26 protein-coding genes are annotated in these 21,759 nt (G+C 59.0%); 13 read left to right on the forward strand and 13 right to left on the reverse strand.

The genetic code is table 11. The features are described from left to right. Nucleotides 1–2: 2 nt before the first annotated feature. From WD006_RS26665 to WD006_RS26720, 12 genes are all read right to left on the reverse strand, one after another. On the reverse strand, nucleotides 3–1,280 hold the full coding sequence (locus WD006_RS26665) for a hypothetical protein (protein WP_051385291.1): 1,278 nt from the start codon (nucleotides 1,278–1,280) through the stop codon (nucleotides 3–5). 185 nt (nucleotides 1,281–1,465) lie between these two features. After that, a complete protein-coding gene (locus tag WD006_RS26670) occupies nucleotides 1,466–3,841 on the reverse strand; it encodes an ATP-binding protein (protein WP_024569604.1) in 2,376 nt (791 codons plus the stop codon). A gap of 115 nt (nucleotides 3,842–3,956) precedes the next feature. Continuing rightward, a complete protein-coding gene (locus WD006_RS26675) occupies nucleotides 3,957–4,517 on the reverse strand; it encodes a hypothetical protein (protein WP_235185379.1) in 561 nt (186 codons plus the stop codon). Between the two features lie 109 nt (nucleotides 4,518–4,626). Beyond that, nucleotides 4,627–5,127, reverse strand: coding sequence for a hypothetical protein (locus WD006_RS26680; protein ID WP_024569606.1), 501 nt, complete (start codon nucleotides 5,125–5,127; stop codon nucleotides 4,627–4,629). A 15-nt stretch (nucleotides 5,128–5,142) separates the two neighbouring features. Then, the gene (locus WD006_RS26685) at nucleotides 5,143–5,532 is read right to left on the reverse strand and encodes a hypothetical protein (RefSeq protein WP_152536335.1); all 390 of its coding nucleotides are present in this window, start codon (nucleotides 5,530–5,532) and stop codon (nucleotides 5,143–5,145) included. 78 nt (nucleotides 5,533–5,610) lie between these two features. Beyond that, on the reverse strand, nucleotides 5,611–5,949 hold the full coding sequence (locus WD006_RS26690; protein WP_024569607.1) for a hypothetical protein: 339 nt from the start codon (nucleotides 5,947–5,949) through the stop codon (nucleotides 5,611–5,613). Between the two features lie 146 nt (nucleotides 5,950–6,095). Next, nucleotides 6,096–6,422: a hypothetical protein gene (locus tag WD006_RS26695; protein WP_024569608.1), complete on the reverse strand. Its 327-nt coding sequence runs from the start codon at nucleotides 6,420–6,422 to the stop codon at nucleotides 6,096–6,098. Between the two features lie 7 nt (nucleotides 6,423–6,429). After that, on the reverse strand, nucleotides 6,430–8,298 hold the full coding sequence (locus WD006_RS26700; RefSeq protein WP_060784990.1) for a hypothetical protein: 1,869 nt from the start codon (nucleotides 8,296–8,298) through the stop codon (nucleotides 6,430–6,432). Between the two features lie 52 nt (nucleotides 8,299–8,350). Then, nucleotides 8,351–8,758 (reverse strand): hypothetical protein, encoded by a 408-nt coding sequence (locus WD006_RS26705; RefSeq protein WP_024569610.1) that lies wholly within the window; start codon nucleotides 8,756–8,758, stop codon nucleotides 8,351–8,353. A 244-nt stretch (nucleotides 8,759–9,002) separates the two neighbouring features. Next, on the reverse strand, nucleotides 9,003–9,755 hold the full coding sequence (locus tag WD006_RS26710; RefSeq protein ID WP_152536336.1) for a hypothetical protein: 753 nt from the start codon (nucleotides 9,753–9,755) through the stop codon (nucleotides 9,003–9,005). 11 nt (nucleotides 9,756–9,766) lie between these two features. Beyond that, nucleotides 9,767–10,564 carry a P-loop NTPase gene (locus WD006_RS26715; RefSeq protein ID WP_080672761.1) on the reverse strand — a complete coding sequence of 266 codons (798 nt, stop codon included), beginning with the start codon at nucleotides 10,562–10,564 and terminating at the stop codon, nucleotides 9,767–9,769. 174 nt (nucleotides 10,565–10,738) lie between these two features. After that, nucleotides 10,739–12,106 (reverse strand): replication initiation protein, encoded by a 1,368-nt coding sequence (locus WD006_RS26720; protein WP_060784989.1) that lies wholly within the window; start codon nucleotides 12,104–12,106, stop codon nucleotides 10,739–10,741. A 576-nt stretch (nucleotides 12,107–12,682) separates the two neighbouring features. Here WD006_RS26720 and WD006_RS26725 point away from each other — a divergent pair. Together WD006_RS26725 and WD006_RS26730 are read left to right on the forward strand one after the other, a co-directional pair. Then, the gene (locus WD006_RS26725) at nucleotides 12,683–13,900 is read left to right on the forward strand and encodes a ParA family protein (RefSeq protein ID WP_024569615.1); all 1,218 of its coding nucleotides are present in this window, start codon (nucleotides 12,683–12,685) and stop codon (nucleotides 13,898–13,900) included. A 133-nt stretch (nucleotides 13,901–14,033) separates the two neighbouring features. Beyond that, entirely contained in the window at nucleotides 14,034–15,071 is a 1,038-nt protein-coding gene (locus WD006_RS26730; RefSeq protein ID WP_024569616.1) for a ParB/RepB/Spo0J family partition protein, read from the forward strand. Between the two features lie 342 nt (nucleotides 15,072–15,413). Here WD006_RS26730 and WD006_RS26735 read toward each other — a convergent pair whose 3' ends face one another. Beyond that, a complete protein-coding gene (locus WD006_RS26735) occupies nucleotides 15,414–17,234 on the reverse strand; it encodes a tyrosine-type recombinase/integrase (protein ID WP_024569617.1) in 1,821 nt (606 codons plus the stop codon). A 213-nt stretch (nucleotides 17,235–17,447) separates the two neighbouring features. Here WD006_RS26735 and WD006_RS26740 point away from each other — a divergent pair, with 213 nt between their 5' ends. From WD006_RS26740 to WD006_RS26790, 11 genes are all read left to right on the forward strand, one after another. After that, the gene (locus WD006_RS26740) at nucleotides 17,448–17,768 is read left to right on the forward strand and encodes a hypothetical protein (protein ID WP_024569618.1); all 321 of its coding nucleotides are present in this window, start codon (nucleotides 17,448–17,450) and stop codon (nucleotides 17,766–17,768) included. A gap of 24 nt (nucleotides 17,769–17,792) precedes the next feature. Then, the gene (locus WD006_RS26745) at nucleotides 17,793–17,975 is read left to right on the forward strand and encodes a hypothetical protein (protein WP_024569619.1); all 183 of its coding nucleotides are present in this window, start codon (nucleotides 17,793–17,795) and stop codon (nucleotides 17,973–17,975) included. Nucleotides 17,976–18,037: 62 nt separating this feature from the next. Beyond that, nucleotides 18,038–18,316 carry a hypothetical protein gene (locus WD006_RS26750; protein WP_024569620.1) on the forward strand — a complete coding sequence of 93 codons (279 nt, stop codon included), beginning with the start codon at nucleotides 18,038–18,040 and terminating at the stop codon, nucleotides 18,314–18,316. 25 nt (nucleotides 18,317–18,341) lie between these two features. Then, nucleotides 18,342–18,590: a hypothetical protein gene (locus WD006_RS26755; protein WP_024569621.1), complete on the forward strand. Its 249-nt coding sequence runs from the start codon at nucleotides 18,342–18,344 to the stop codon at nucleotides 18,588–18,590. Nucleotides 18,591–18,633: 43 nt separating this feature from the next. Beyond that, nucleotides 18,634–18,825 (forward strand): hypothetical protein, encoded by a 192-nt coding sequence (locus WD006_RS26760; RefSeq protein ID WP_024569622.1) that lies wholly within the window; start codon nucleotides 18,634–18,636, stop codon nucleotides 18,823–18,825. A gap of 5 nt (nucleotides 18,826–18,830) precedes the next feature. After that, nucleotides 18,831–19,067, forward strand: a complete 237-nt coding sequence (locus WD006_RS26765) for a hypothetical protein (RefSeq protein WP_024569623.1) — start codon at nucleotides 18,831–18,833, stop codon at nucleotides 19,065–19,067. 16 nt (nucleotides 19,068–19,083) lie between these two features. After that, nucleotides 19,084–19,341, forward strand: a complete 258-nt coding sequence (locus tag WD006_RS26770; protein ID WP_024569624.1) for a hypothetical protein — start codon at nucleotides 19,084–19,086, stop codon at nucleotides 19,339–19,341. Between the two features lie 990 nt (nucleotides 19,342–20,331). Further along, nucleotides 20,332–20,778 carry a hypothetical protein gene (locus WD006_RS26775; RefSeq protein WP_024569625.1) on the forward strand — a complete coding sequence of 149 codons (447 nt, stop codon included), beginning with the start codon at nucleotides 20,332–20,334 and terminating at the stop codon, nucleotides 20,776–20,778. Between the two features lie 50 nt (nucleotides 20,779–20,828). Then, a complete protein-coding gene (locus tag WD006_RS26780) occupies nucleotides 20,829–21,053 on the forward strand; it encodes a hypothetical protein (protein WP_024569626.1) in 225 nt (74 codons plus the stop codon). 142 nt (nucleotides 21,054–21,195) lie between these two features. Continuing rightward, entirely contained in the window at nucleotides 21,196–21,414 is a 219-nt protein-coding gene (locus WD006_RS26785) for a hypothetical protein (protein ID WP_024569627.1), read from the forward strand. 89 nt (nucleotides 21,415–21,503) lie between these two features. Then, nucleotides 21,504–21,749: a hypothetical protein gene (locus WD006_RS26790; RefSeq protein WP_152536338.1), complete on the forward strand. Its 246-nt coding sequence runs from the start codon at nucleotides 21,504–21,506 to the stop codon at nucleotides 21,747–21,749. Nucleotides 21,750–21,759 lie beyond the last annotated feature (10 nt).

The raw sequence follows: 21,759 nt of genomic DNA on the forward strand, positions 1-21,759 counted from the left end.
ATTCACGCGGCTTGCGTTGAACAGCTTTTCGAGCTTCTTATCTGATCGGCCCAACTCACCAGATCCTTGTACGACCCCGGAAGGGAGGCTTGAGCGGCCTGGTCAATCCAACACATCGTGGCATGAGCTTTGTCCATGCCGGCATTCTCAGCGCGCTTCGCTCGCAACATCTGGGTCAGTCTCGCAGCGTGTTCCGACGATGTCGATAGCCGCCAATAGCCTACGGCAAAAACATCCGAAAACGCTTCACGCCACAGCATCGTCGATCTCTTGCGTCCCGCTGCGATGTACGTCTGGGCGTCAGTGACACCATTCGCTTCGGTAGGCGCGAGCGCGAACGTTGCAGGGGGGCGCCCGTTGAATCCCGGCAGATCTCGCCGCGTGTCGAGACAGTGCCCAAACTCATGCATCATCACGCCTTGCGTCCAAAGCGCGGAGTCGCTCTTCTGTGAGGGTCCGAACTCGCGCTGCACGCGCGCCTGGTTCATGTTCATCTCACAGTAGCCAGACGCCAGCGACATCGATGCTGGGGACCCGCCCGATGGAACACTCAACTCGGTCTCAGCCCAGCCGCCAGACAGCACGTCACCCAGAATCACCTCAACACCGTAGTTCTCCCGCGCGAAGGCCCGTAGCGTCGCAAATCCTTGTGGATCGTCGTACAGACGGATTCGCTCTTGCTGGAATCTGCCTTGCGAAAGCGCGGGCACGACCATGCTTGTCGTCCATGGTATGAAGTACACAGCGAAGAAACCTAGAAAGGCCCCATAAACGCCTACCGACACAGTCCTTTCCAATCGACCAAGTCGGAAGAACATCGCTCTGTCTAGCCACGGCAGATTCCTCGCTTTCGCCCCTGCCACCACGACTACCAAAGGAAGCAAGATCCAGAATGGTGAGGAGCCCCACGTCAAGACTACGTTGCTCATGGTGGCAACCGAGATCATCAGCGCCCAAAGCATCGGCATGGCGATGTGGGCAACTGGAACTCCTTTTTCCGGGCATTCGTCCACCGCATGCTGCACCAACGCAACGGCTTCTTGGCGCTCCGATTTGCCAGCGATCCCCTGCAGATAGGAGCCGAGCTTCAGTTTCCACTCAAGCTTACCTTGCAGCGCCGATTGCTTGAGATCCCCCAACCATACCGAATCTACTGCTGTTGCCGGGAGAACGTTCAGCACAAGATCGAACACGGATTCGATCCGTGCTTCATAGCGCTTTCGGTCCTTGGAAAGCTGTTGGCCAACTATGCGCATGAAGCGCTCGATCTGATTTACCACTTGTCCCCTCTTCCGCAAAGCGACGCGTCCTGGCTGTCGCTGTGAACCGCCCAAAGAAAAAGCCGCGAGCGACCATCGTTCGCGGCCTGCATGCCAATTATGCTGATTCGATTCCGTGTGGCAAGCCTCATCCAAATCCGAGCATCGCTCTACCTATCGTCAACGTAAGCGGACTCGCGGAGTCTTCATGCATCAACCTCCGCGCGCCACTTCAAATAGTCCTCCACTCGATAGAATCCTGCAGCAGCAGCGTTGCGCTCAAGTACCCATTCGGTTTCACCCGGCCGCACCATGACTTGAAGCTCAGGCGAAACCGCGGGCGCGGTGCACTCAGCCATCTCGGCGCAATCATCCTCGCCATCCGCCCAGCCCGTCGGGTCAAGCCATTGCTCCCACGGCTTGTCGGCCCACATCGCCCGCAGTTCGGCTTCGCTTATCTCGCCATGCATGAGGATGTATTCCGCCGCATCGAAGCTGATTGCGTCCGGGTCAATTTCGAGTATCGTGGCGAAGCGCTGTTTGGCCTCTTCAACGATTCGGGCAGCCTCCGCTTCACTAGCCTCAATCGCTGCCGAGATAGCATCGTCCTCAGCTCGCCGACGCTCGGCATCCGCACGCAGTCCGGACTCCAGACGTTGCTGCTCGGTGTGGGCTCGGTCGATTACCTCAGACCAGTTTGGCGGAGGAGGACAAGCGCCGGCTTGGACGAGGCGGGCATTCTGATAGTCGATGAACGCTATGCTTTCGGCGATGGCCGGTTCCATGACCACCGGATGATCGCTCGCGCCATCAATCGCAGGCGGTAACCCCTTCTTCGCACGTCCGCTGCCGGCGCGATCCACAAGATACCGTTCACGCCATGCTTCGCCGCGAGCACGCTTACCTTCGCTTTCCATGCTCGTTGTGTACCGCATCAACCACAGATGCATGTACCACTGGCGGTCCTCGGCATGTCGAATCGAGATGTCGTGAAACCGTTGATAGAACGCTTCATCGTGTCCACAGTCGAGGCTGTCGCCCTGGTGCGCGACCTCGTGCTCGACAAGACTGAAAATGTAGCCGGCTGTCTTGAGAGGATTTGACCTCAGGCGCTTGACCACATCATCGTTGATGGCGATGTACGACTCCCCGTCAGTCCAGGCCTCCGCCGTATTCGATTGGCCTAACAGAATTTGAAGCGACTTTCCGCCCCAAACATTGGGACCCCGACGGGATCGCTGCCCCCCTGTGCAAACCGCTGAGTAATAGTGAAGGACCGTGCGCAGCGCCGTCCAGGCTCGCCGTGTCTCTCTGTCGAGCGCATCGCGTTCCGCCACGAGCGAAGTGCGTTCAATGAACGCATCGCGCAGCGTCGAGAATGCTACCAACTCTGGCACCTTCAAATACTCAAGCCCCCAGAATCGGGTGCCATTGTTCTGTACATCCTCACGAAGATTCGTATGGATGCGGTCGATGCAGTCGACGAGATCATGGGCGTTGTAGCAGCCGAAGCGCGCAAGCGTTGCCGGGTGGACGACCACGGCTATCCCTTGTCGCGCAATAGCCTCGCCCTTGGGGACATCGAACCCGTCCTCAACCACGGCAAACCTGTTGCCCTGCCGCCTGTTATGGCTATATTGGCACTTCCTCAAGAACGCTTGCAGCGTGACATGCTGTTTGCCCGGAAGCAAGGTGATGACTTCGTCCTTCTCATAGATCTTGACGATTCTCGGGTCACCGGAAAGCAGTGCCCTCGCCGAGTTCTCGCGACTGGCCTCCGTCTTGCGGTGCTCTCCGAGACGAGATCGGATGTCATCCGCCAGGGCCGAAAACTGTTTCGCAATCGCCTTCCAGACGGGACACGTTTTGCGCAGGATCTCGGTACGCGAGACGTTCAATGCAATCGCCTTCTTTGAGACGATGAGTCCGCCTGCACCCCACACATGTCCGGGGTCGTGCCGAACCAGAACGCCTTGGTTGTAGATGGAAACGGCCCCATCTTCCTTCGCGCGATACCACGCAAATTCGTCTTCGGCATCCCACTTTTCGGTGCGCGGGTCGCGCGTGATGATCCGCCCATTCAACTCGACGCTGATGGGCGTGTAGCGCACAAGATCTCGGATCTCCTGAATCGCCGACATCAACTCGGTGTCGCTGAGTGGTTCGTACCAGCGTCCGGAAATTGCGCACCCGGGGACAGCCTTGTCCACACCATCCAGGTCGTAGCTGTAGCCCATCGCCCGGGTGTCAACTGTCATCTTCCAGGCGTTGGATTCCCAAACAGTGCAGGCGTGCGCCATGATTTGGCCACGTCCGAGCCGGAACCGTCCGTATGTGGCGTCGCCCTCCTCGTGCGGCGTTCCGAAGCGACCAAAGTATCGGATGACATCCTCACGGCTAGAGAATCCCTTTCCGTCATCGCTGCACTCGAATCCATCCTTCGTCATTGAAAGGCGTACTGCCCTTGCCTCCGCGTCAACCGAGTTCATCAACAGCTCGATAATGGCCTTTCCAATCGAGCCAGCCTGGCTGTAGATGATGTGATGGATGATCTGTGGATCAAGTTCAAACGGAAGTTGCATCGTTTCTGTTCCTAACGTACGTGGAGGCCTTCGATTCAGGCGCACCACTTCTTCGCTGTAAGCGGTGACCGTTTCGCGGCCACACGGCCCAGGTCGCCTTTAGCCCGCCTGGAAGCTAGGTTCGTTCCGTAAGGCCTTCGCCGTTCCTGATGAGAAAAAGCAGGGCATCCTCGCTGCCGGCTGCAGCCGCCTTGCGTACCAGTTCCAGCCCCTTTGCGTGTCGTTGCGCGGGTGTCATCGCTGGATCGACCGAGACGTAGCGCCCATCCGTCTCCTTGGTCATCATCAGATATCCGCCGATCAGGAACATGGCTTTCGGATTCCCGGCATCCGCCTGCTGTTGCAGTAGTCCAGGGTGTTCCTTCGGATAGTGCGTGGCCAGCCAGGTGGCGGCCGTATGGCTACCGCCCCGCATGGCCTGCTCCATGGCCGGTCTCAGATCGCGCGTCTGCAGAGCATCCGCCAAATCCTGCAGCGGGCCGTGAGGCTTGATCGACATAAGCCAGAGCACGGCAAAGGCACCAACTACGAACGCGAAGCGCTTGAGGCGCCTGCGGACCGTCGGGTCGGGATTCAGCAATAGCGCTGTTCTCTCCGGCCAGGTAATCGATTCAGCGGCCTCGCGCCGCGCACGCAGCAGCGAATTCTGGGCGTCTGACTTCATTGTGCGACTCATCGAATTCTCCCTTTGAAGTTACAGCCGTCGCGCAGGCTTTACGCGAGCGCGCGCCGGCTACGTGGATGGTTGGTGCAGTGGCCTAGTGGCATTTCCACTTTGCCGATGCCTAGCGGAGCAGCTCGGCAGCCTGAAGCGCGGCGATTGCCCCGAAGTACATCAGGGCTTCCCGAATGGCCCAGATTGCGCGGTCAGTAGCTCCCGCACCCGTGGCGCTGGTTACGCGCCATAGCCCTTTACAAACAACGAAGGCCAGCAGCAAAGTCAAGAAACTTGGCTGGATGATCTCGGGTACCAGCGCGTAGAAGACACCCAGCAGCAGGCCATCGCGAATGCCGTGGGTCAAGTCATTCAGTGGTGGAGGGAAAAGGCCAAAGGAGGCCACGTACGGCTGCCCAAGTGCTGTCGGTAGGTAGGAGGGACGGAACTGGTCTTCACTTTGGCCCAACGTAGGCCAGCGTTGTACCAAGAAGGGTCCGATGGCGTTCTGCCATAGCGACCCGCTGAAGAACGGAAACAGCACGGTCAGAAGCACGCGCCACAGTGCATAGATACCGCCGCAATAGATCGCGCTGCGCAGCAGCTCAGCTCGGCTCACAAGGTCAGTCATGCTCTTCCGTGCCTCCTATTGATCACCAGCCGAAGGCGTTACTCTCACCTCTACTTCATACCGGCCGCCGCTAGCAGGAATTGCGGCTGCAATGCGCGTTACCGACTGCCGAGGTTCTCTCGTACTGAAGGTCGCACTGAACACTGCAGGAACCGGCTCCACCGCCACCGGGAGAGCCGGCCCCAAAACAGGAAGAGAAAGTCCGGCATCGGATTTCGCCATTTCCTCAGCCTGATGCTTCGCCTTAACCTGATCGATGACTGTTGCAATGCCGATTCCAGCAAAGCACCCCACCGTGCCCCCCAATACGCAGCCGCCTACAAGCAGAAGCGTGGTCAGAATTGACTTGCGTAGGGAGGGCTTGATGAGCGACTCGACCTCTTCCTTGCTAGATGCAGCGTCCATTGCTTAGAACCCTTGACGTTTATGCTGGCTGCCGGCGCGGATCGCATCGTGCGCCAGGCACCACGCGTCCGCATCTGATTACTTTTGCGCGCTCGCCTGTTGAACGGCAATCAGTTCGGAAAGCTTCACCAGAATTGCCACGTTCGTGGCGTTCAGTTGGTCGAGCTTTCGGCCAATGCGCTCGCTATCGCTTTCAGCGACGTATCGCCACGTCGGCTTCTCTCCCATAGCGTTTCCAATGCACTGCATCTGGCGCCCGCTGGCGTCATAGTTCAGAAATGGCAGAACTAGACCCGAGGGCAGCTCGCAAGAAGTGCCTTGCACAGGCGCTTCGACGTAAGTGGGCTTGACGACCACCTGCGCCTGTGCGGCGGATGCCATGGCAACGGCTGCGGCAACGATCAGAACCTTCTTCATCTTTCTTGTTCTCCGGTTGGTGGCTGAGTTGGACGACTCACGGATGCCGCCTGTGGCGGCAACGATCAGGCGTCCTAGGCCTAACGACATGTATCTCGCCGATGGGAGCCTTGTCCGTAGAGATGGATGGCGCTTTTTCGGCTCTATTAGAGGCCGCGTCCGAGATTTCTTCCCAGCGCGAGACACATCGCCTTTAGCTGCGCGATCTGGGCACTCATGTCATTCAGCAGGTCAAGCATCTCCTGCGGATCTGCGAACCCCATCTCGTTAAGATTCAAGCCCGCCTCCATGTCCTCTTGCATCGCTTTGAGCTTGGCGGTCATGTTCAAAAGCTGGCGCTCGATCCACTGAAGACGCACCCTGACTGCAGGGTCAACCTTGACTCCGTTTGAAAGCGGCTCGGGCAGGCCATCCAAGACCTTCTCGGCCGCTCCCAGGCAAGCATCTAGTTCGCCCTGCAGATCGATTTCCATGGAGCCGTTAGGTCGGCAGCGGGATGCCTGCCTTCTTGAGTTGCTCCATCAGACCGACCATGGTTGACTTGACCATTTCGACCGCAGTGAGACGCTCTGCCTCGCGCTCGGTGGATTCACGGCGCTCCACCTCGCGCTGCAGCGCTTGTGCCTGCGTGCGGGCCCGTGTGCTAATCGAATAGCGCTCGGCCACGCCCCTGAGCAGCCTCACGATCATCGCTATGAATTGGCCATCTGTAGCGTCCAAATGGATGACATACAGTTTCGGATCCACCGCCTCGACCATCGACCGCACACTGAATGCGCGCACTGCGATCTCCGACTCGGCGGCCGTGCCATCTGCCGACCGAACATCGAGGAATGATTCGCCTTCTTGGCAGAGCAGCAGCCCCGAGAACCGATCTAGCACCAGGTTCACGAAACGCTCGTGAGCCTCGGGCTTGAATGGCGCGGCTTGGCTGATCGCTCCACAAGACTCAGCACCGTCCGCCTGCAGCAATCCGACAAGCATGTCTCGAAGTTGGGCACGGCCCTGCCGCCGCGCCAGTTGGAGCAGCGCACTGGCAAACCAGACGCGCTCTACGGCGCATTGCGGCGCCAACTCGGTTGCCACGACCTCCGCAAACCAAGGGGCATTCAGGTCGATTTCGCCGACGAGATCCCACCGCTCTGACTGGTGGATCAACCCAGGCCAGAGATGCACAACTTCAGTCGCGTCGAGTTGGCCAGCGCACTGGCTGACTTCTTCCAACGACACCGGTGCCTCGGGCAGGTCGAAGCAAAGAGCGGATCTACCGACACGAATGAGGTTTAGTGGCGCCGAACTCTTGCCCGAGCGCGGCACGAACGTCGGCACGCGTTCTACCGGAGTATCGATTCGCGCGTCTGGCGCAGGCGCCGATTCGGTCTGCGCGATCCGGACTGGATGGGATGTAGGTTCACCTGCTGGCAGCTCGACCCGCCCTGGCTCTTCAACCGCGACGGGTTGCGCATTCGGCTGCGCCGTGGCGTCGACAGTTGCGTCGATGGCGAGGCCTGCGCTGGCATAGACCTCCTCCTCGCCACCGCTCTGCGAGGGGTGGGCGGCCGTCGATTGAAGCGTTGACGCGCCGAGGACCGGAACCACGGGCCCCGAATCATCGTCATCAAGGAACACCTGCCCGTGTGGCCGAATTGCATGAGCCGGCTCCGACAGTGATTGGCCCTGAATTGCGTCACCGACGTCGAAGTCAAATGCGTCATCGAGGTGCACCGGAGCCGAGATAGGTTCGGCCTCCATCGACAGTTGCGATTGCTGGGGAGCACTGGTATCCGCTGCGACCACGGGATGGGATGTTTGGTCGCTTGCCATCGACTCCAATACTCCGAGCGCCACGGTATTGAAGTCCTGCACTTCCTGATGCCCAACGGCAACTCCCTGCAGAAGAGATTTGCCGCGCTCGATCAGGGCAGTTTCCTCGGGAACGCGTCCGGTATCTGCCACAGCCTTTGCTGCCTTGACGTCGAACTCCATATGGCCCGGAATTGCCTTGCCCATGTCTTCGAGCAGCGCACCCAACGTCTCCGCAGGGTGGAATACCTCGGCTTCATTCCAGCCCAACCCGTGGAGCACTAGGAAGAGATCGGACAGAGCAGCCGACAGATTCCCATCGCCGAATTGAATGGCAACGACATCGCCATCGTGCAGCAGGAGTACCCCCGTGTCGATGTGCCGGAAGGTTTGATCGTTGCCCGGTGTGCTTGCGTCATCGAATCCGTACGTCTGGTAGGCCCGCAATGTCGCTGACGGCTCCCACTGACCGATTTCATGGTTACAGCAGAGGACCGCCTCAAAGGAGGCGAAGTCCTGGATCCAGGGGTGGTTTTGATTTGACATGAGAGCCCTCTAGCGAACGGGTTCGGGATGAATTCAGAAAGTATTGCTAGGCTCAGTGCCACCACCGAGCCAACGCCAGCGCGCTTCCCATAACGAGCAACATGGAAGCTGCTCCGCTGGCGTACCACGACAGTCGCTGACGCCAGATGGCAGAGACGCCCTTCTGTTGGCTCAGCAACAGCGCCGACAAATCTGTGATCAGTTCCTTCGCCGAGAGCACCGCCTGCTCTCGCAGATTGGTCCGATGCAACTCAATGGTTTCAACAACCTTTTGCTGCAAAAGATCGGGGGCGGTTTCGATGATCATCTGGCTCCGAGCCATCATGGCCAGCACCACATTGAGGGGATCATCGTCATCCAGGTCGTATTGCCGCTGGAACTCCTGCACCATTGCCGCCTCTTCAGCAGTCAACGGTTGCTTCTTCAAGGCCTCAAGGGCACCGATGAGACTCAGACTCATGAAAAGTCCTCCCCGCTTAGCGGCGGTCGATAGCCGATGCGACCGTACAGCGCCTCGCAACACTTCGCGCAGCACTGCGACCGTTCACCAGGCACGTCCATCTCGCGGACGCTTTGAAACGCCATCCCCTCACCACACACGGAGGTTGTCCCCGGCCGGATGGTGAGATAGGCGTGAAAGATTGGCTGGTCCGTATGCCGGATCCAGTGATGCGATGCGATGCGAGCAAAGCTCTCTGCTGCCATCACCATTTGCCGAACTCCAAATTCGGCATTTCCGTGTTATCCACCATGTCCCACACCAGTTCGTTGACCTGGCGCTGCCATGCGTGCAGGCGAGCGCGGGACAGAGTCGGAATTGCGTATGTGCCGGTCCCCTTCTTCTTGAGCTTCATCGCCTCAGAAGGGAAGGTTTGAAGGTCAAAGAGCATCCGAACCTCCTCGCCCCTTAGTGCAGGGAGATCCAAGACCACTTTGAAACCATCGAGGTATTGTTGATTGAAGGCCGTGAATCGGCGCTCCGGGCCGAAGTGGAGATTGCGCACCGGATAGAGGAACTGAAAGCTCTCCGCCAGTTGCGGCAGCATCTCCAGTCCGTCTGGCCGGTCCGACATCAGATAGACGAACCGGAAGTTGATGTTGCTCGCCTCCGTGTGGCTCAGCGTGACATCGAACCACTTCTTCAGAACAGCATCGGCACCATCCGGCGTGTTGACGATCAAATGCGGGCTGCCTGCAAGTAGTTGCTGGAGTTGAGTCTCATAAATGAGGTCCAGATTGCAGAGATGCGATTCCGGGCGAAGTGCCCGGAAGTCGCCCAGGCGCGCTGGACACTTTCGCCGGAAAGTCGCGAACACGTCCCCAGTACGCCCGTCGCCGTCAAACACAGCAAACGGTTCGCCGCGCATTTCGAGCGCGGACGCGAATGCAAGGCAAAAGACGGACTTGCCCACGCCGCCCTTGTTGCCCGACACCATCCAGACCGTTTTGCTAGACATTGCGAGGAGCCTTACCCGGCGTTTGCGACGGCGGGAGCGACGGCAGGACCAATGGCAGGTTCAAACGCCTTCTGGCAGTCAGCCAACCATTGCTGAAGCTTCCAGCGCTCGCTGTGCTCCAGCGCCACCGATTCACCCACGACCGCGTCCACGGCATCCGAGAACGGCATGATCTTGCGCGGGTCCAGCACTTTCGCCACCACGCGGATATGGAGGCCGGGGAAGAAGATCGTGAGACCCTGCTTCTTCTCGATCTGGGCTTTCAACGGGCTCTCGTGCCAGAGCACAAATGGGCCGTGCTGGGACTTGTCGCCGCCAGCGTAATGCAGATTGCACACGACGCGTATGCGCGAGAAGAACGCGCCGTACGCCGTGTAGGCCTCGTTGAGCAAGTTGACCGAATCGTGTTGGACGTTCATGACCCACCACAACTCCATCTCCACAGGCATGTCCTGCGCCTTGAGGAATTTGGCGAACGATTCCATGTCGGAGCGCATGTATTCGCCAATGCCGGCCGGCGTGTTCATGATGATGGTGTGCCCCGGATACTTCATCACGAAGTCCATCACGTCCATCCAGCCGTTCTCACTGCGTACGTTCGTATGGGCCACGGGCAGGTTGTTGCCGAACATGCGCGCCACGTCCGGGTTCCGCGTGTCCGCTTCTACGATGGCCACCTTGGTGCCGGAACACATCAGTTGGTCAGCGAGCGCCTGGGCAACCATCGACTTGCCCACCCCTCCTTTATCTCCATGTACAACAATAAATTTCGAAACGGGCTGCGAAGTCTCTACTGGGGCCTTTGCCATCGGACTCTCCGAAAGTGTGAAGGATGAACAGCGATTCAAGTGGCCTCTGCTATGTAAAGCAGGAGCATCTAAGCGAAATCTAGCGTAGGTTTGCGTAATAGTACATTATTCAATGACCAACAAGCAAACGCGCCCAAATGGGCGCGTATCTTTTGCTGCAAAAGTCACCTTTTCCTACTCTGCCGTCGCAGGACTCTCCAAGGCCAGCTCGATCAGCTCATCCGGTTTCGGCTTGTTCCACTCGGCGCCCAGCCAGGTCTCCCCAAGGAAGGCTGCGAAGAGGTCACGAATCGATCTGTGGTTCCAGCCGGAAGTTTCGAAGCGCTTGAGAAGCGGCTGGATCGCAGGGTATTCGCGAAAGCCGCTCAGCAATTCCTCTTGTTCGACGTCCGGCAGTTCTTGGAACAGGGAGCGCAGCTCGTCCTTCTTCTGCCGCAACCATTCCTCCAACAATGCCGCCTTCCTTCGCTCCATGTCCTTGCCAGGACGCGCTTTTGGACTGGCTTCGGCCGCAGCAACCTGTGCGGCTGCTTTCGGCTTCATGATCGAGCGAAGGTAAGACCCTGGCTTCTCGACGGCGCCTACGATCTGTGAAGGCATCGCCAACCGCTTTTCAAGATCCACCAACCCCTTTTTCAGCGCCTCTACGCCGTGGTCTCGGTACAGGCCTTCGGCCTCGTCTTGAGCCACGCCGAGCTTCAGCGCTTGTTCGATCAGCTTCAGGTCGGCCGGCTCCATCTTGTCGAGCGGCTTGCTTGCGGGCGCCTGCGGATTCTTGGCGAGCCCTTTCAATAGCACCTCAAACTGGATGTCGGACACGGTCTTATTGTCACGCTCCTTAAACTCCGGAAGCAGACTGACCTTCAACTCCGTATTGGCGTTGATCTCGGCGATGGCAGGCAGCAGAACATCCCGCTTGAAGTAGCGATACTCCCCTTTCTGCTCGTCATAGACTTGGCCGCAAAGCACAGGACGCCACCAGCGCCAATGTTGGCGTGCCGTTTTCCGACCAGGATTGTCCACATAGCGTGCGCAGATTTCGTACAACGCCTTCGCCGGATGCGAGCGCAATTGCGTGATGGACTTCAACATCAAACCGGCGTAGCGGTCCGGATTCAACAATTGCGCCTTGATCTGTGTGTCGTAACGCCACCTCACCTCCACTGCCTTGGTGCGCTTGTCCTTCCTGATCGACGCGCCGCTCAGCAAAACACAGGCGTCCCACACCTCAATCTCGCCGCTCGTCGGGCTCTGCCACTCGACAAGGGTCTTCATGAGGTTCTTCAGAGCCTTCTTGATGTGCTCCGTGTTGTTGCTATCGAAATCGCAGTCCTTCACGATCTCGTGCATACGTGCCGAATACTCTTCCCGGTCTCCCATGCCTTGCGCGCGATACAGGAGCACGTTGTATAGGGTCCGGTCGAAGGCAGATATCTTCCCCCCGTCTTTGGTCGGCATAAGAGCGATGGCGTTCACATGCTTCCGCATGCGGTCGTCACGAGCCTCTGGGGCGTCTACGGGATAGAGTTCGATTTGTTTCATGCGCACGTGGCAGCAACATGTGTGAGGCTAATTTAACCACATACCTCACGCATCTTGCTAGCGTCGCCGCCACATCGACCCCCATTGGGGCTCACGCATCCGTGAACGGCGATGCGTGGAAGCGACAGTTGTCCACCTGGACTCACGCTCGGCGGTGCCTCAAGGGACGCTATACCGCAATGTGTGAGCCATTATGGGAGTCATTTGTGGCCCCAGAATAGCTCCCAGATTCACTCACAGAAGCTCCCACGTTCCCTCACGTAGGTTCCCAAATCCACTCACATAGACACCCATAGAAGCTCACATTCGCTCCCATGTTCGCTCACGCATTTGTGCATACGCCGTTGATTACAATCGAATTTCTGCGTCGCAAAGGGTTTAAAGGGGTTGAAGGCTTGTAAACTTTTTTAAACCCCTCGGCAGGGGCTAGGTGAGATATCCAGGCAAAGAATCACCCTGGAAGCATCACTCATGAAGGAACGTGGTTGAACTTTCAGAAGCTTTTGCGCAGTTCTTGTAGTTTTCTGCTGAAGTGTAGGAAAATGCGATCACCTCAACCTAAGCCCTAAACGCACGATGGCTATCCTTGAAGAGATCCTCCTGCAGCCTGAATCCCTCGCCAGCATCATGGAACAGGCCGACCGTGCCGAGTTCATGATGAACGCCGTCAGGGGTAAGCTGCTTGCGCCTGACAGCAGGAAAGAGTCGCCTCGATTCAATGCTACGGAACTCGCCGCCCTGTGCGATGTGGACCGCAACGCAATTGCCTACCGTCTCTCAAAGGATGATGATCGTCTACCAAAGGGACAACGGAATGAGAGCGGAAATCGACGCGAGTTCTCGCTGTCCGAGGCTCAGGTATGGGTACGAGAATTCAGGGCGAGTTACCTGAAACCCTCCGGACAGGACGCCGTCTGTATTGCCGTGGCGAACTTCAAAGGTGGTGTGGGGAAGACTACCACCACTATGACGCTAGCCCAGGGTCTCTCGCTAAAGGGCCACAGAGTTCTCGTGGTGGACTGCGATCCGCAGGGGTCACTCACCACGCTCTTCGGCATTCTTCCGGCAACGGAAGTCAACGAGGAGGACACTATTCTTCCGGTCTGCATGGGTACCGAGCAGAGCATCAGCACTGCGATTCGGGAATCGTACTGGGAAGGCATTGATGTGGTTGGCGCCGCTCCTTTGCTCTTTGCGGCTGAGTTCACATTGCCAGCCAGGCAAATGCGCGATCCGAATTTCCAGTTCTGGGACGTATTGAACTTGGCACTGGACGACGCCCGACAGGAATACGACGTGATCCTGATCGACACGCCCCCTGCTCTCTCGTATGTCACGATCAACGCCATCATGGCCTGTGACGGCATTCTCATGCCGCTCCCGCCCAACGCGTTGGCTGTCGCGTCGGCAGCGCAGTTCTGGCGCCTGTTTTCGGACCTGGCCGCGAACCTCGTTGAACAGCGTGGCGTCACCAAGGAGTTCGACTTCGTTCGCGTCCTGATGACGCAAGTGAAGGTGCGCGGAAAAATTGAAGCCGACGACACCATTACTGCGGTTAAGGACTGGATCTACAAGACCTACGAAGGCAAGGTGCTTTCGGTAGAGATCCCAGAGACCAAAGCGACGGAGACGAGTGCTGCGAACTTCGGCACGGTCTACGATGAGTCACCAAAGCTCAAGGAAATGATCGACCCCCGGACGTACAAGCGAGCGCTCAGCGCGTACGAGCAGGCCACAGAGCAGATCGAATCGTTGATCCGAGCCGCGTGGCAGCGCCACGGTACGAATTCATGAGAGGGCGCTTGAAGGGGTGTTTGACCGTCAAACACCCCTGCAGGGCACTTGCCTTGTCCGAGGCTGAACAGCAAATCCCCCCCAGGTGTTTGACCGTCAAACACCTGAGCCAAAACGTTGGCTGGAGCGAAACATGACCAAAAGAAAACTTGGCGCCTTGGTCGGAGAGATCGACATGAGCGCTTTTCAGAAGCGCGATGGCAATCCAGGCGCTTCCACTACCGCGCGCCCGCAGACCGGCGTCGGCATGGTGATGGGCGCCATTGCTGGGACGAGCGACTTGGAGCGGAAGCTTACGGAAGCCCAAGAGGGCCTTGAGCAGGCAAACCAGCGCCTGGCCGAGTACGCAGGCGCCGAGTTGGTTCGCAAGCTGGATCCGACCACGATCCGCAGAAGTCGTTGGGCAAACCGCGACGAACTGAATTTCACGGGTCCGGATTGGGAGGCGTTCAAGGCGGAACTTGCCAGCGCAGGCGGGAATGTCGAGGCCATCAAGGTACGCAGGGTGTTTGACCGTCAAACACCCCCCGGCTCCGCGTCGCAACCCGAGTTTGAAGTCGTCTACGGCCATCGACGCCACCACGGCTGTCTGGAGCTTTCCCTTCCCGTCAGCGCCATCGTGGCCGACGAAATGGATGACCGGACTCTCTTTGCCGAGATGGACCGTGAAAATCGTCAACGCGAGAATCTCAGCGCTTGGGAGCAAGGCCGCATGTACAACCAAGCGCTGAAGGAAGGGCTCTTTTCAAGCCTCCGACGCCTCGCAGAAGAGCTTGGTGTGAATCTGTCCGATGCCTCACGCTGCTGCAAGCTGGCACAGTTGCCGGACGCGGTGGTGCAGGCTTTCCCTTCGCCCATGGTGATTCAAGTCCGCTGGGCAAAGCCACTAGCCGATGCACTGCAAAGCGATCCGGACGGCACGCTTGACCGCGCACGCGCACTCCAGGCGGAGCGCCATACGCTCACCCCTGCAGAAGTCGTTGAACGACTCCTAAATCAGCCGAAGAGCGCGAAGCCCTCAATCCCCATCCATGCGCGCGGGCAGGCGGCGGCGGCGCTGAAGATTGGGTCGAAGGGGAGGGCTGTGGTGGAATTCGAGGCCGGCGTGCTGGACCCAGCCAAACACGACGCTCTCGTCCAGCTCATCGCCGATTTCCTCAGTGCCTCTTAGCAGGAGTCTTTTGCTGCAAAAGATCCCTCCAGGATCGCAGGTACCAATACGTGAGATGAAATGGGAGTCGTGACGCCTCCGGTGAGTACCCCAATCATCTCAATCCAATCTGCGGCTCTGCATGGACTTTTTAAGAACTACAAGGCCTTTAAGACCTTTGCATTGGGGCAATCTCAAGCACCACAAAGGGTTGCGGGTCGATATGTGAGCTTCCAAGGGAGTCAACGTGAGCCCCAGTGGGACTCATCGTGAGTGGGTCTGGGAGCATCCGTGAGACTCCCGGCGCCACACGTGAGTGAATATGGGAAACGCGTAGGCGCGGGGCATGACTCCCAGATTGGCTCACGTATCCGCCGTGCTCGGCGTATCGAAGGCTTTACCGAGTTCTGCGGTCCGGCGCTGAATCGGAGCACGACCATAAATGTTCATGGTGGTCTGAATGCTCGCGTGCCCGAGCTGCTCCTGAATAACATCCAGCGGAACGTTTCGGGCCACAGCTCGCGTACCGAACGTATGCCGAAGCCAATGTGTGGAAGCGCCGGCCAGCTTGCGTCTCTCATGCTCAGGCAGAGCGGACTCGGCCACAGCCTTCTTTAGCCACCCTTTGACGTGCTCATGCAGCGCCTGGTATCCAACGGGCTGGGACGAGTCACCGAGGCTCGCAAGCAAGGGGTAATCGCCAGACGCCGTTTCGATGCCGCCCAGCCCCCGCTCGCGCAGATACGCCTGCAGCGCGTCCAACGCCTGCCCCGGCACTGCAGCGACGCGGTTCTTGGCGCCCTTCCCATGGACGTGCAGCACCCAGCCTTCCGGTTCCAAGCTGAAGTCCTTCAGACGAGCGGAGATCAGTTCCTGCGAACGAAGTCCAACCGCTTCCACAAAGCCCAGGATAAAGAGGATTCTGGTGCGTGACGGGGAATCAGGCTGCGCATGGATGACCCGCAGGATCTCGGCCATGGCACCCTCGCCAATGGCCTTGGTGTCTAGCTTGCGCGCTGCAGGATCGTCACCGAGCTTCGTATTGACCAACACCCATGGGTTGCTTGGGATGTACTGCGCGGCCTGCAACCACGTGAAAAGCGTGCCTAACACGTTGAGCGCGTACTGGCGGCTCTGATGGCTCAACGGCCCGCGAAAAGGTGCCCAACCTTCAGCACCCGGCTTGGCCCGCGCCTTCGATCGCCAGCGCAGCGGAATGTCCGCCAGAAATGCAGCGTATTGCGCGCAGTCGCCGGCCGTCATCTCGCCGAACCCCTTCCCACCGCACTCCTCAAGGAGCCAGAGCAGCAGTCGCCTCGCTTCACGACGGTAGCCCAGCGCCGTCTGCTTCGAGCCCGCCTTTGCTGCTATCCATTCTTCGATTGCATCGGCATCGCTGCGTGCCGCCAAGAGGCTATAAGCGGGCTCGTATGTGAGCTGCGATGGGAGTCGTTGCGCCGTCTCGACCACGTCCGGCAAGCCGGTCTTCCGCAATGCAGCGGCGTCGCTGTGCAGCGGCACGACGAAATGTCGCTGCAGCAGATACGTGTCGCCCAGCAAGTCTCGCAAGAACGCTGCAATGCGTTCAGCTTTGTTGACGCCAACACCGGGCATGGCGCCGAACCAGCGTCCCCCGAGCGCAATGCGGTCGGCCAGGTCCAGCAGGCTGACCATGCCCGCGTCCACGAGCCGCTGGGCCGTGACTGGATCAAACCAGGTGGCCACGGGGTCGACAGGGGAGGGCGGCACTACCGACCGCTTTTCCAGTTTCTCCAGCAGCCCAAGCTGCGCGCTGCGCAACCGCTCGCGCCGCTTCGCCCGCGCCGACCCGGCTGCGTCGGCTTGTTCGGGATAGGCCTCCAGGTAGAACCGCCCGACGTCCTCCTCGCTCCAATCTTCCAACCCTCGGGTGGCGATGAACTCAGCGAGAGACGGACCCTGCGGCATTTCCGCGTCCACGCGGATCACGAGACCGATCAAGCGCCATGCCGGCTCATGTTGACGGCGGGCCAGCGCGCGCACGGACTCCACCGTCAACCGGTGTACGCCCGCCGCCTGGTGACCATGGTGGATGCCCAAATAGCGAAGCGCCGCCGCCTGGAACGGGACACCCATCGCCACCGCCTTCAGATGGGCGAAGTGATGCTTGCCGAGGCGCTCAATCGTCGAAAGGGGCTTGCGCATCGTTGTGCTTTCTAAGTCATTGATCGGACGAGCTTTTTGCCAGCGCGGAAAGAGAAGCGCAATTTTGCTAGCAAAAAAGTACCCTTAGATAATAGCAGTTATCTTAGGTAAATAGATCTTTCAAAGCACCTTGACGATACGCACATGTGCGTATAATATGACGTCATTGCAGCACAACGAACACCCCATTTCACCGTAGCGCAAGAGCCCAACATGCAAGCCATCGAGTCGATCACCACCGCACAAATGCCGATCCGCCGCACCACCACGCAGCGCGTCATCTACTGCGGTCGCACCGCCACTTGCTGCGAGTACCTGCTGCAATCGGGCTCCACCGGCTTGCGCGTCGTATCGCGCCATTTCGATGGCGGCACCACTACTGAGGTCCGGCTGATCTATGGCGATGGGCGCACGGCGAAGTTTCGCGAGTACCTGTCCGCAAACGTCGCGCCTGAGTTGGTAGATGCCACCGTAGCCGATTTCGCTGCGAAGGCCGCCGAGCAGCACGCGATTAAGAAACACGGATTCCACTGAAAACGCCTGAGGGAGGGAAAAAGGATGTACGCCAATGAAATCGCCACGGGCCGGAACTGGTACACCGCCGACCGAGCCAAGCTGGTGACGTTCAATGACTGCGCCCGCGCGGAGCTGCATTGGAATGACGGCGGCTATGCCTACTCCCTGTTCGACACGGAAGCAGAGGCACGCCAATACCTGCGCGAGCACGGCTTCAACGCCTAACCACAATCCGACGTCCGTCACGGGGCGGGGCATCAGTAACGCAACACGCAAGGGAATGAAAGATGCTGATTCGTTCGAAAAATCCACTGGCTTCGTTCAACCGTCGCTCGCGAGAAGAAAAGGACTTCGCAATTGCAGACGGTTGCCAGATCACCCGCGAATGGAATGTCGAAGGCTACGAATGCTGGCACGCTGAAAAGCCGCAAGCTGTACTGAAATCGAGCCTGCCGGGAAACCGCGCGGAAGCTGGCGCATGCGTCAACGACGCACCGCGCATCTGGTACACGTACCCCGGATGCGGCCACGTCTTCGAAACGGTGATCGTCTCCAGGACTGCCTGACCACGTCACCACAGGGGAGGGAAACATGAAGACCATCGAACGCCTGTTACGCCGCATCGCCTACGTTGGCACAAGCTGGATCGTAGACGGCCCGACGCCTCCGGGCTTCACTGGCTGGCGCTCCCGCGTGCTGCACGCCGGCATCGCCTTCGGCTGGATGTCGCGCGGCGGCCGGTACGACGACCGTACGCTGTACCGGCGCACCATTGGCAACGCCAGCGCCCGCGCGCACTTCCGTTTCGCCTTCACCGGCAAGTTCCGCCGCGCCTCCTAACAACAACGCAATACGAAGGGGATTAAAGATGGCACACCAAAGCATGAGCGCCCGCGCAGTGCAGTCGCGTATCGACAAGGCCGCACAAGAATTCGCCGCGCTGATCCGTGACGATCACTGGACGCTGCAGCACGCCCATGACGTGTTGATTCACGCCGACCGCGATGGCCTGGATCTGTTCTCGATTGCTGGCCTCGCCAAAGCTATCGCCTGCTATCAGTGCAGCGAGGAGTGAGGAAGATGTCCGTCGCATTGCACCGAGTACAAGACCTCAGCGCCGCTAGCGCCGCGCTCGGCGCAAAGGAAGAGTTGCAGCTAGCCGTATCCACCTACTGCGAATGGCGGGATCGACAAATTGATGCGGTAGAGGACGAAGACACTCATCTCGCGGCGTTCATCGGTCGCAATATGAAAGCGCTCCGCGAGCGTTTCGATGTTTCCCAATGGGAGCGCGAGATTGCGCGCCAGGACGCCTAACCGCAATCTCACACACTTGCTCGAAAGGAAGCAAAGATGGCAGCAGAAGTCGCAATTCGCCGCGATCACAATGGGGGGGCATGGCGCAATCTCGCCGCGCCGCTACAAGCCTGCGCTCGCCAAACACGCTGCATGGGCGAAGCAACCGCACCACGTCTATCTGCACACCAATTCTGGGACGGTCGCTGCTGTCGCCTTCGGGGGCATCGAAGGTTCTATCGCTCTGCTGGAGCAGATGGCAGGTCCCGAGTTTGTTGGACCGCGCTTCGCCTAACCCAACCAATCACCCAAAAAATGAACGCAACAACTATCACGAAACCCCAGTTCGCGCTCTCATTGCTGCTCGTGCTGACAGCAACAGCGGCACAAGCAGTAGTGCTGCAGCCCGTGGAGGACAGTCAGGATGCGATGGTGGTGGTCCTGTATAGCGAATCGCGTTCCGCTCCAGGCTCGCCGCAATCCCGGTGGCCAGGGAGGGCTTCCGCCAATCCAGTTTGTTGACGGGGGAGTGAGGAGCGCAGGCCAGAGGCTCGCTCTTGCATGCCGCCAGACGAAGACATTTGGTCTGTGCGCGCCCGCACATAGACCTGCTTCTTACCGCCGCTTGGCGCCACTATGATGGCGGAGCCCAATAACAACAACAGGGAGGCCGACATGCTTCGCTATCTACTTACCCTCGTAGCACTTCTTGCCGCTTGCGCGTGTTCCCATGCGCCGCAATCTACCGAGCCGCTAGTTCAGAGCGGCACCAAGGTCGGCGACTGCTCTCCCGGCTATTGCAAGTTGCCTTCTGGAGCCACGTGCGGAATATCGTTCGGTTGCCCCGCCGCTGGTGCGCTCTGCATGTGCACCGCCCCTGATGGAAGTCAGGTTCCAGGGCAAGTCGTTAGGTAACGCCAGACCTCTACACGGACACTCCCGCCGCGTCAGCCTTCATGACCATGCCGGCTGTGCTGTATGGGCCAGCAACGCTTCCCCCAGTTCAAGCTTTCCTTCTCGCCAGGGAATCAGCGACATGCTGGACGAGGTGGGATAGTTGGCGGGCGTAGAAATGCCCCAACAACGCCACCTTCGAACTACGCCGACGAAGGCGTTCGCAACAGTCAACACGACGGATCGTATTCATCCTGGTATCCAGAGTGAGGGTGGCATCGCGCCCAAAATGCAGGGCGATATCTATTTCCCCAAAACAGCAATGCGTACTTGTATATACGCACATGTGCGTATATACTCGGTGCCAGTAGTTTCATTCGAGGGAAGAAAGATGGCACGCACCCAAGCACTCGCAGGCGGCGAAATCGGGATCAACGGACACCACTACAAAGGCGGTCAATTCTTGCCTTCGACGCAGGCCGAACCCGGCCGCTGGAAAGTCGGTGGCAAGTGGGTGATGACCGGCAGGAGGCTGGTTGCTCCCGGCGAGTTTGCCCTGCAGCCGACACCTTTCTCCGTGGCTCTGTTTCAACTAGCCGGCGTTGGCTACGCAACCACGTTGGATGAGCATGGCCGGCTGGTCCTGAACCCCGGCGCTAATGGTGATGGCGTGCGCGATTACGACGGCAACCAGATCACCCGAGACACCGAGGTGCGTCCCGGCATCAAGGGGATTCTTGGCAAGGATGCAACCACCATCGGCGCAATTGTTGATGCGTGGAACGACGGCATGCGCTGGTTCGAGGTGACGCCAGACGCTGAAACGAAAACCGCCTGATCACAATCAATCCCGCTACGGCGGGCTACCGATCACGCAAGGGATGGAAGATGGAAGGCACCAAACAAGTCGCGCAACGCATCGTGAACGCCGAAGAAAACTTCGCTGACACCGTGCAGGAAATCACCGGCTGCACCCGCGACGAGGCATTCAAGGCCCTCGTCACGATGCGCAAGCTGCGCGTCGTCAAGCTCGACCCGATCGGCGGCCGCTACAACGTGACCCACGGGATCTACTTGGAGCGCGACGTCCTGCGCAACGCCATCGCCTACTAACCGAGGTCGCAAAAGCTCGCACATCTGCCATAGCGTCGGCTCGGCCTATCGGCGAGGGCAGGCACCCTACGCCGCATCTAATCGAAGCGCTAACACACAACGAGCCCGCGACGGCGGGCACCAATCGAAGGGAGACGCCGATATGTTCACCATGACAACGATGGCGCGCGACGAATTCGCCGAAGACGATCAGGAGCGCGCATTCAATGCCTGGCTGCGCGACGTGCGCAAGGCGATGGGCGGTGCGGCAGCGGACGAGGATCTGGCGCACAGCCTGTACGTGGATGGCGCCGACGTCGAGGATGCAGTCGGCGAGCTGCAGGCCAACGCCATCGGCAATGCCACGCTACTGACGGTGTAAGGACTTCTGCGACGCAATTTTGTGCCACGAATTCAGCTGCTTTTCGCGTCATAAATTGCGCATAAAGCGGAAGCAGACGGGAGTTGAGATTGAGCATCGACCGACGGACAGCGAAGCAGAAGATCCTCGCCACTGTGCGAGAGATGGCTCGGGAGTTTCCCGATGCGGATTACTGCTTTGCTCGCGAACGCTTCGGCCTGCTTGGAAAAATCAGGGCGGTTACCGGCAACATCATGCCAACCGCGTGCCAGTGTTGGGAGTATGTCGGGCTAGACCGGTCCGCCCTCGTGGATGAGTTCGAATTCACCCAACAGGACATTGCCGCCGCAGTTTAAAAATAAGCAA

This window comes from Cupriavidus sp. Met-2 (assembly GCF_049843575.1).
In the GTDB taxonomy this organism is placed as follows: Bacteria; Pseudomonadota; Gammaproteobacteria; order Burkholderiales; family Burkholderiaceae; genus Cupriavidus; species Cupriavidus metallidurans.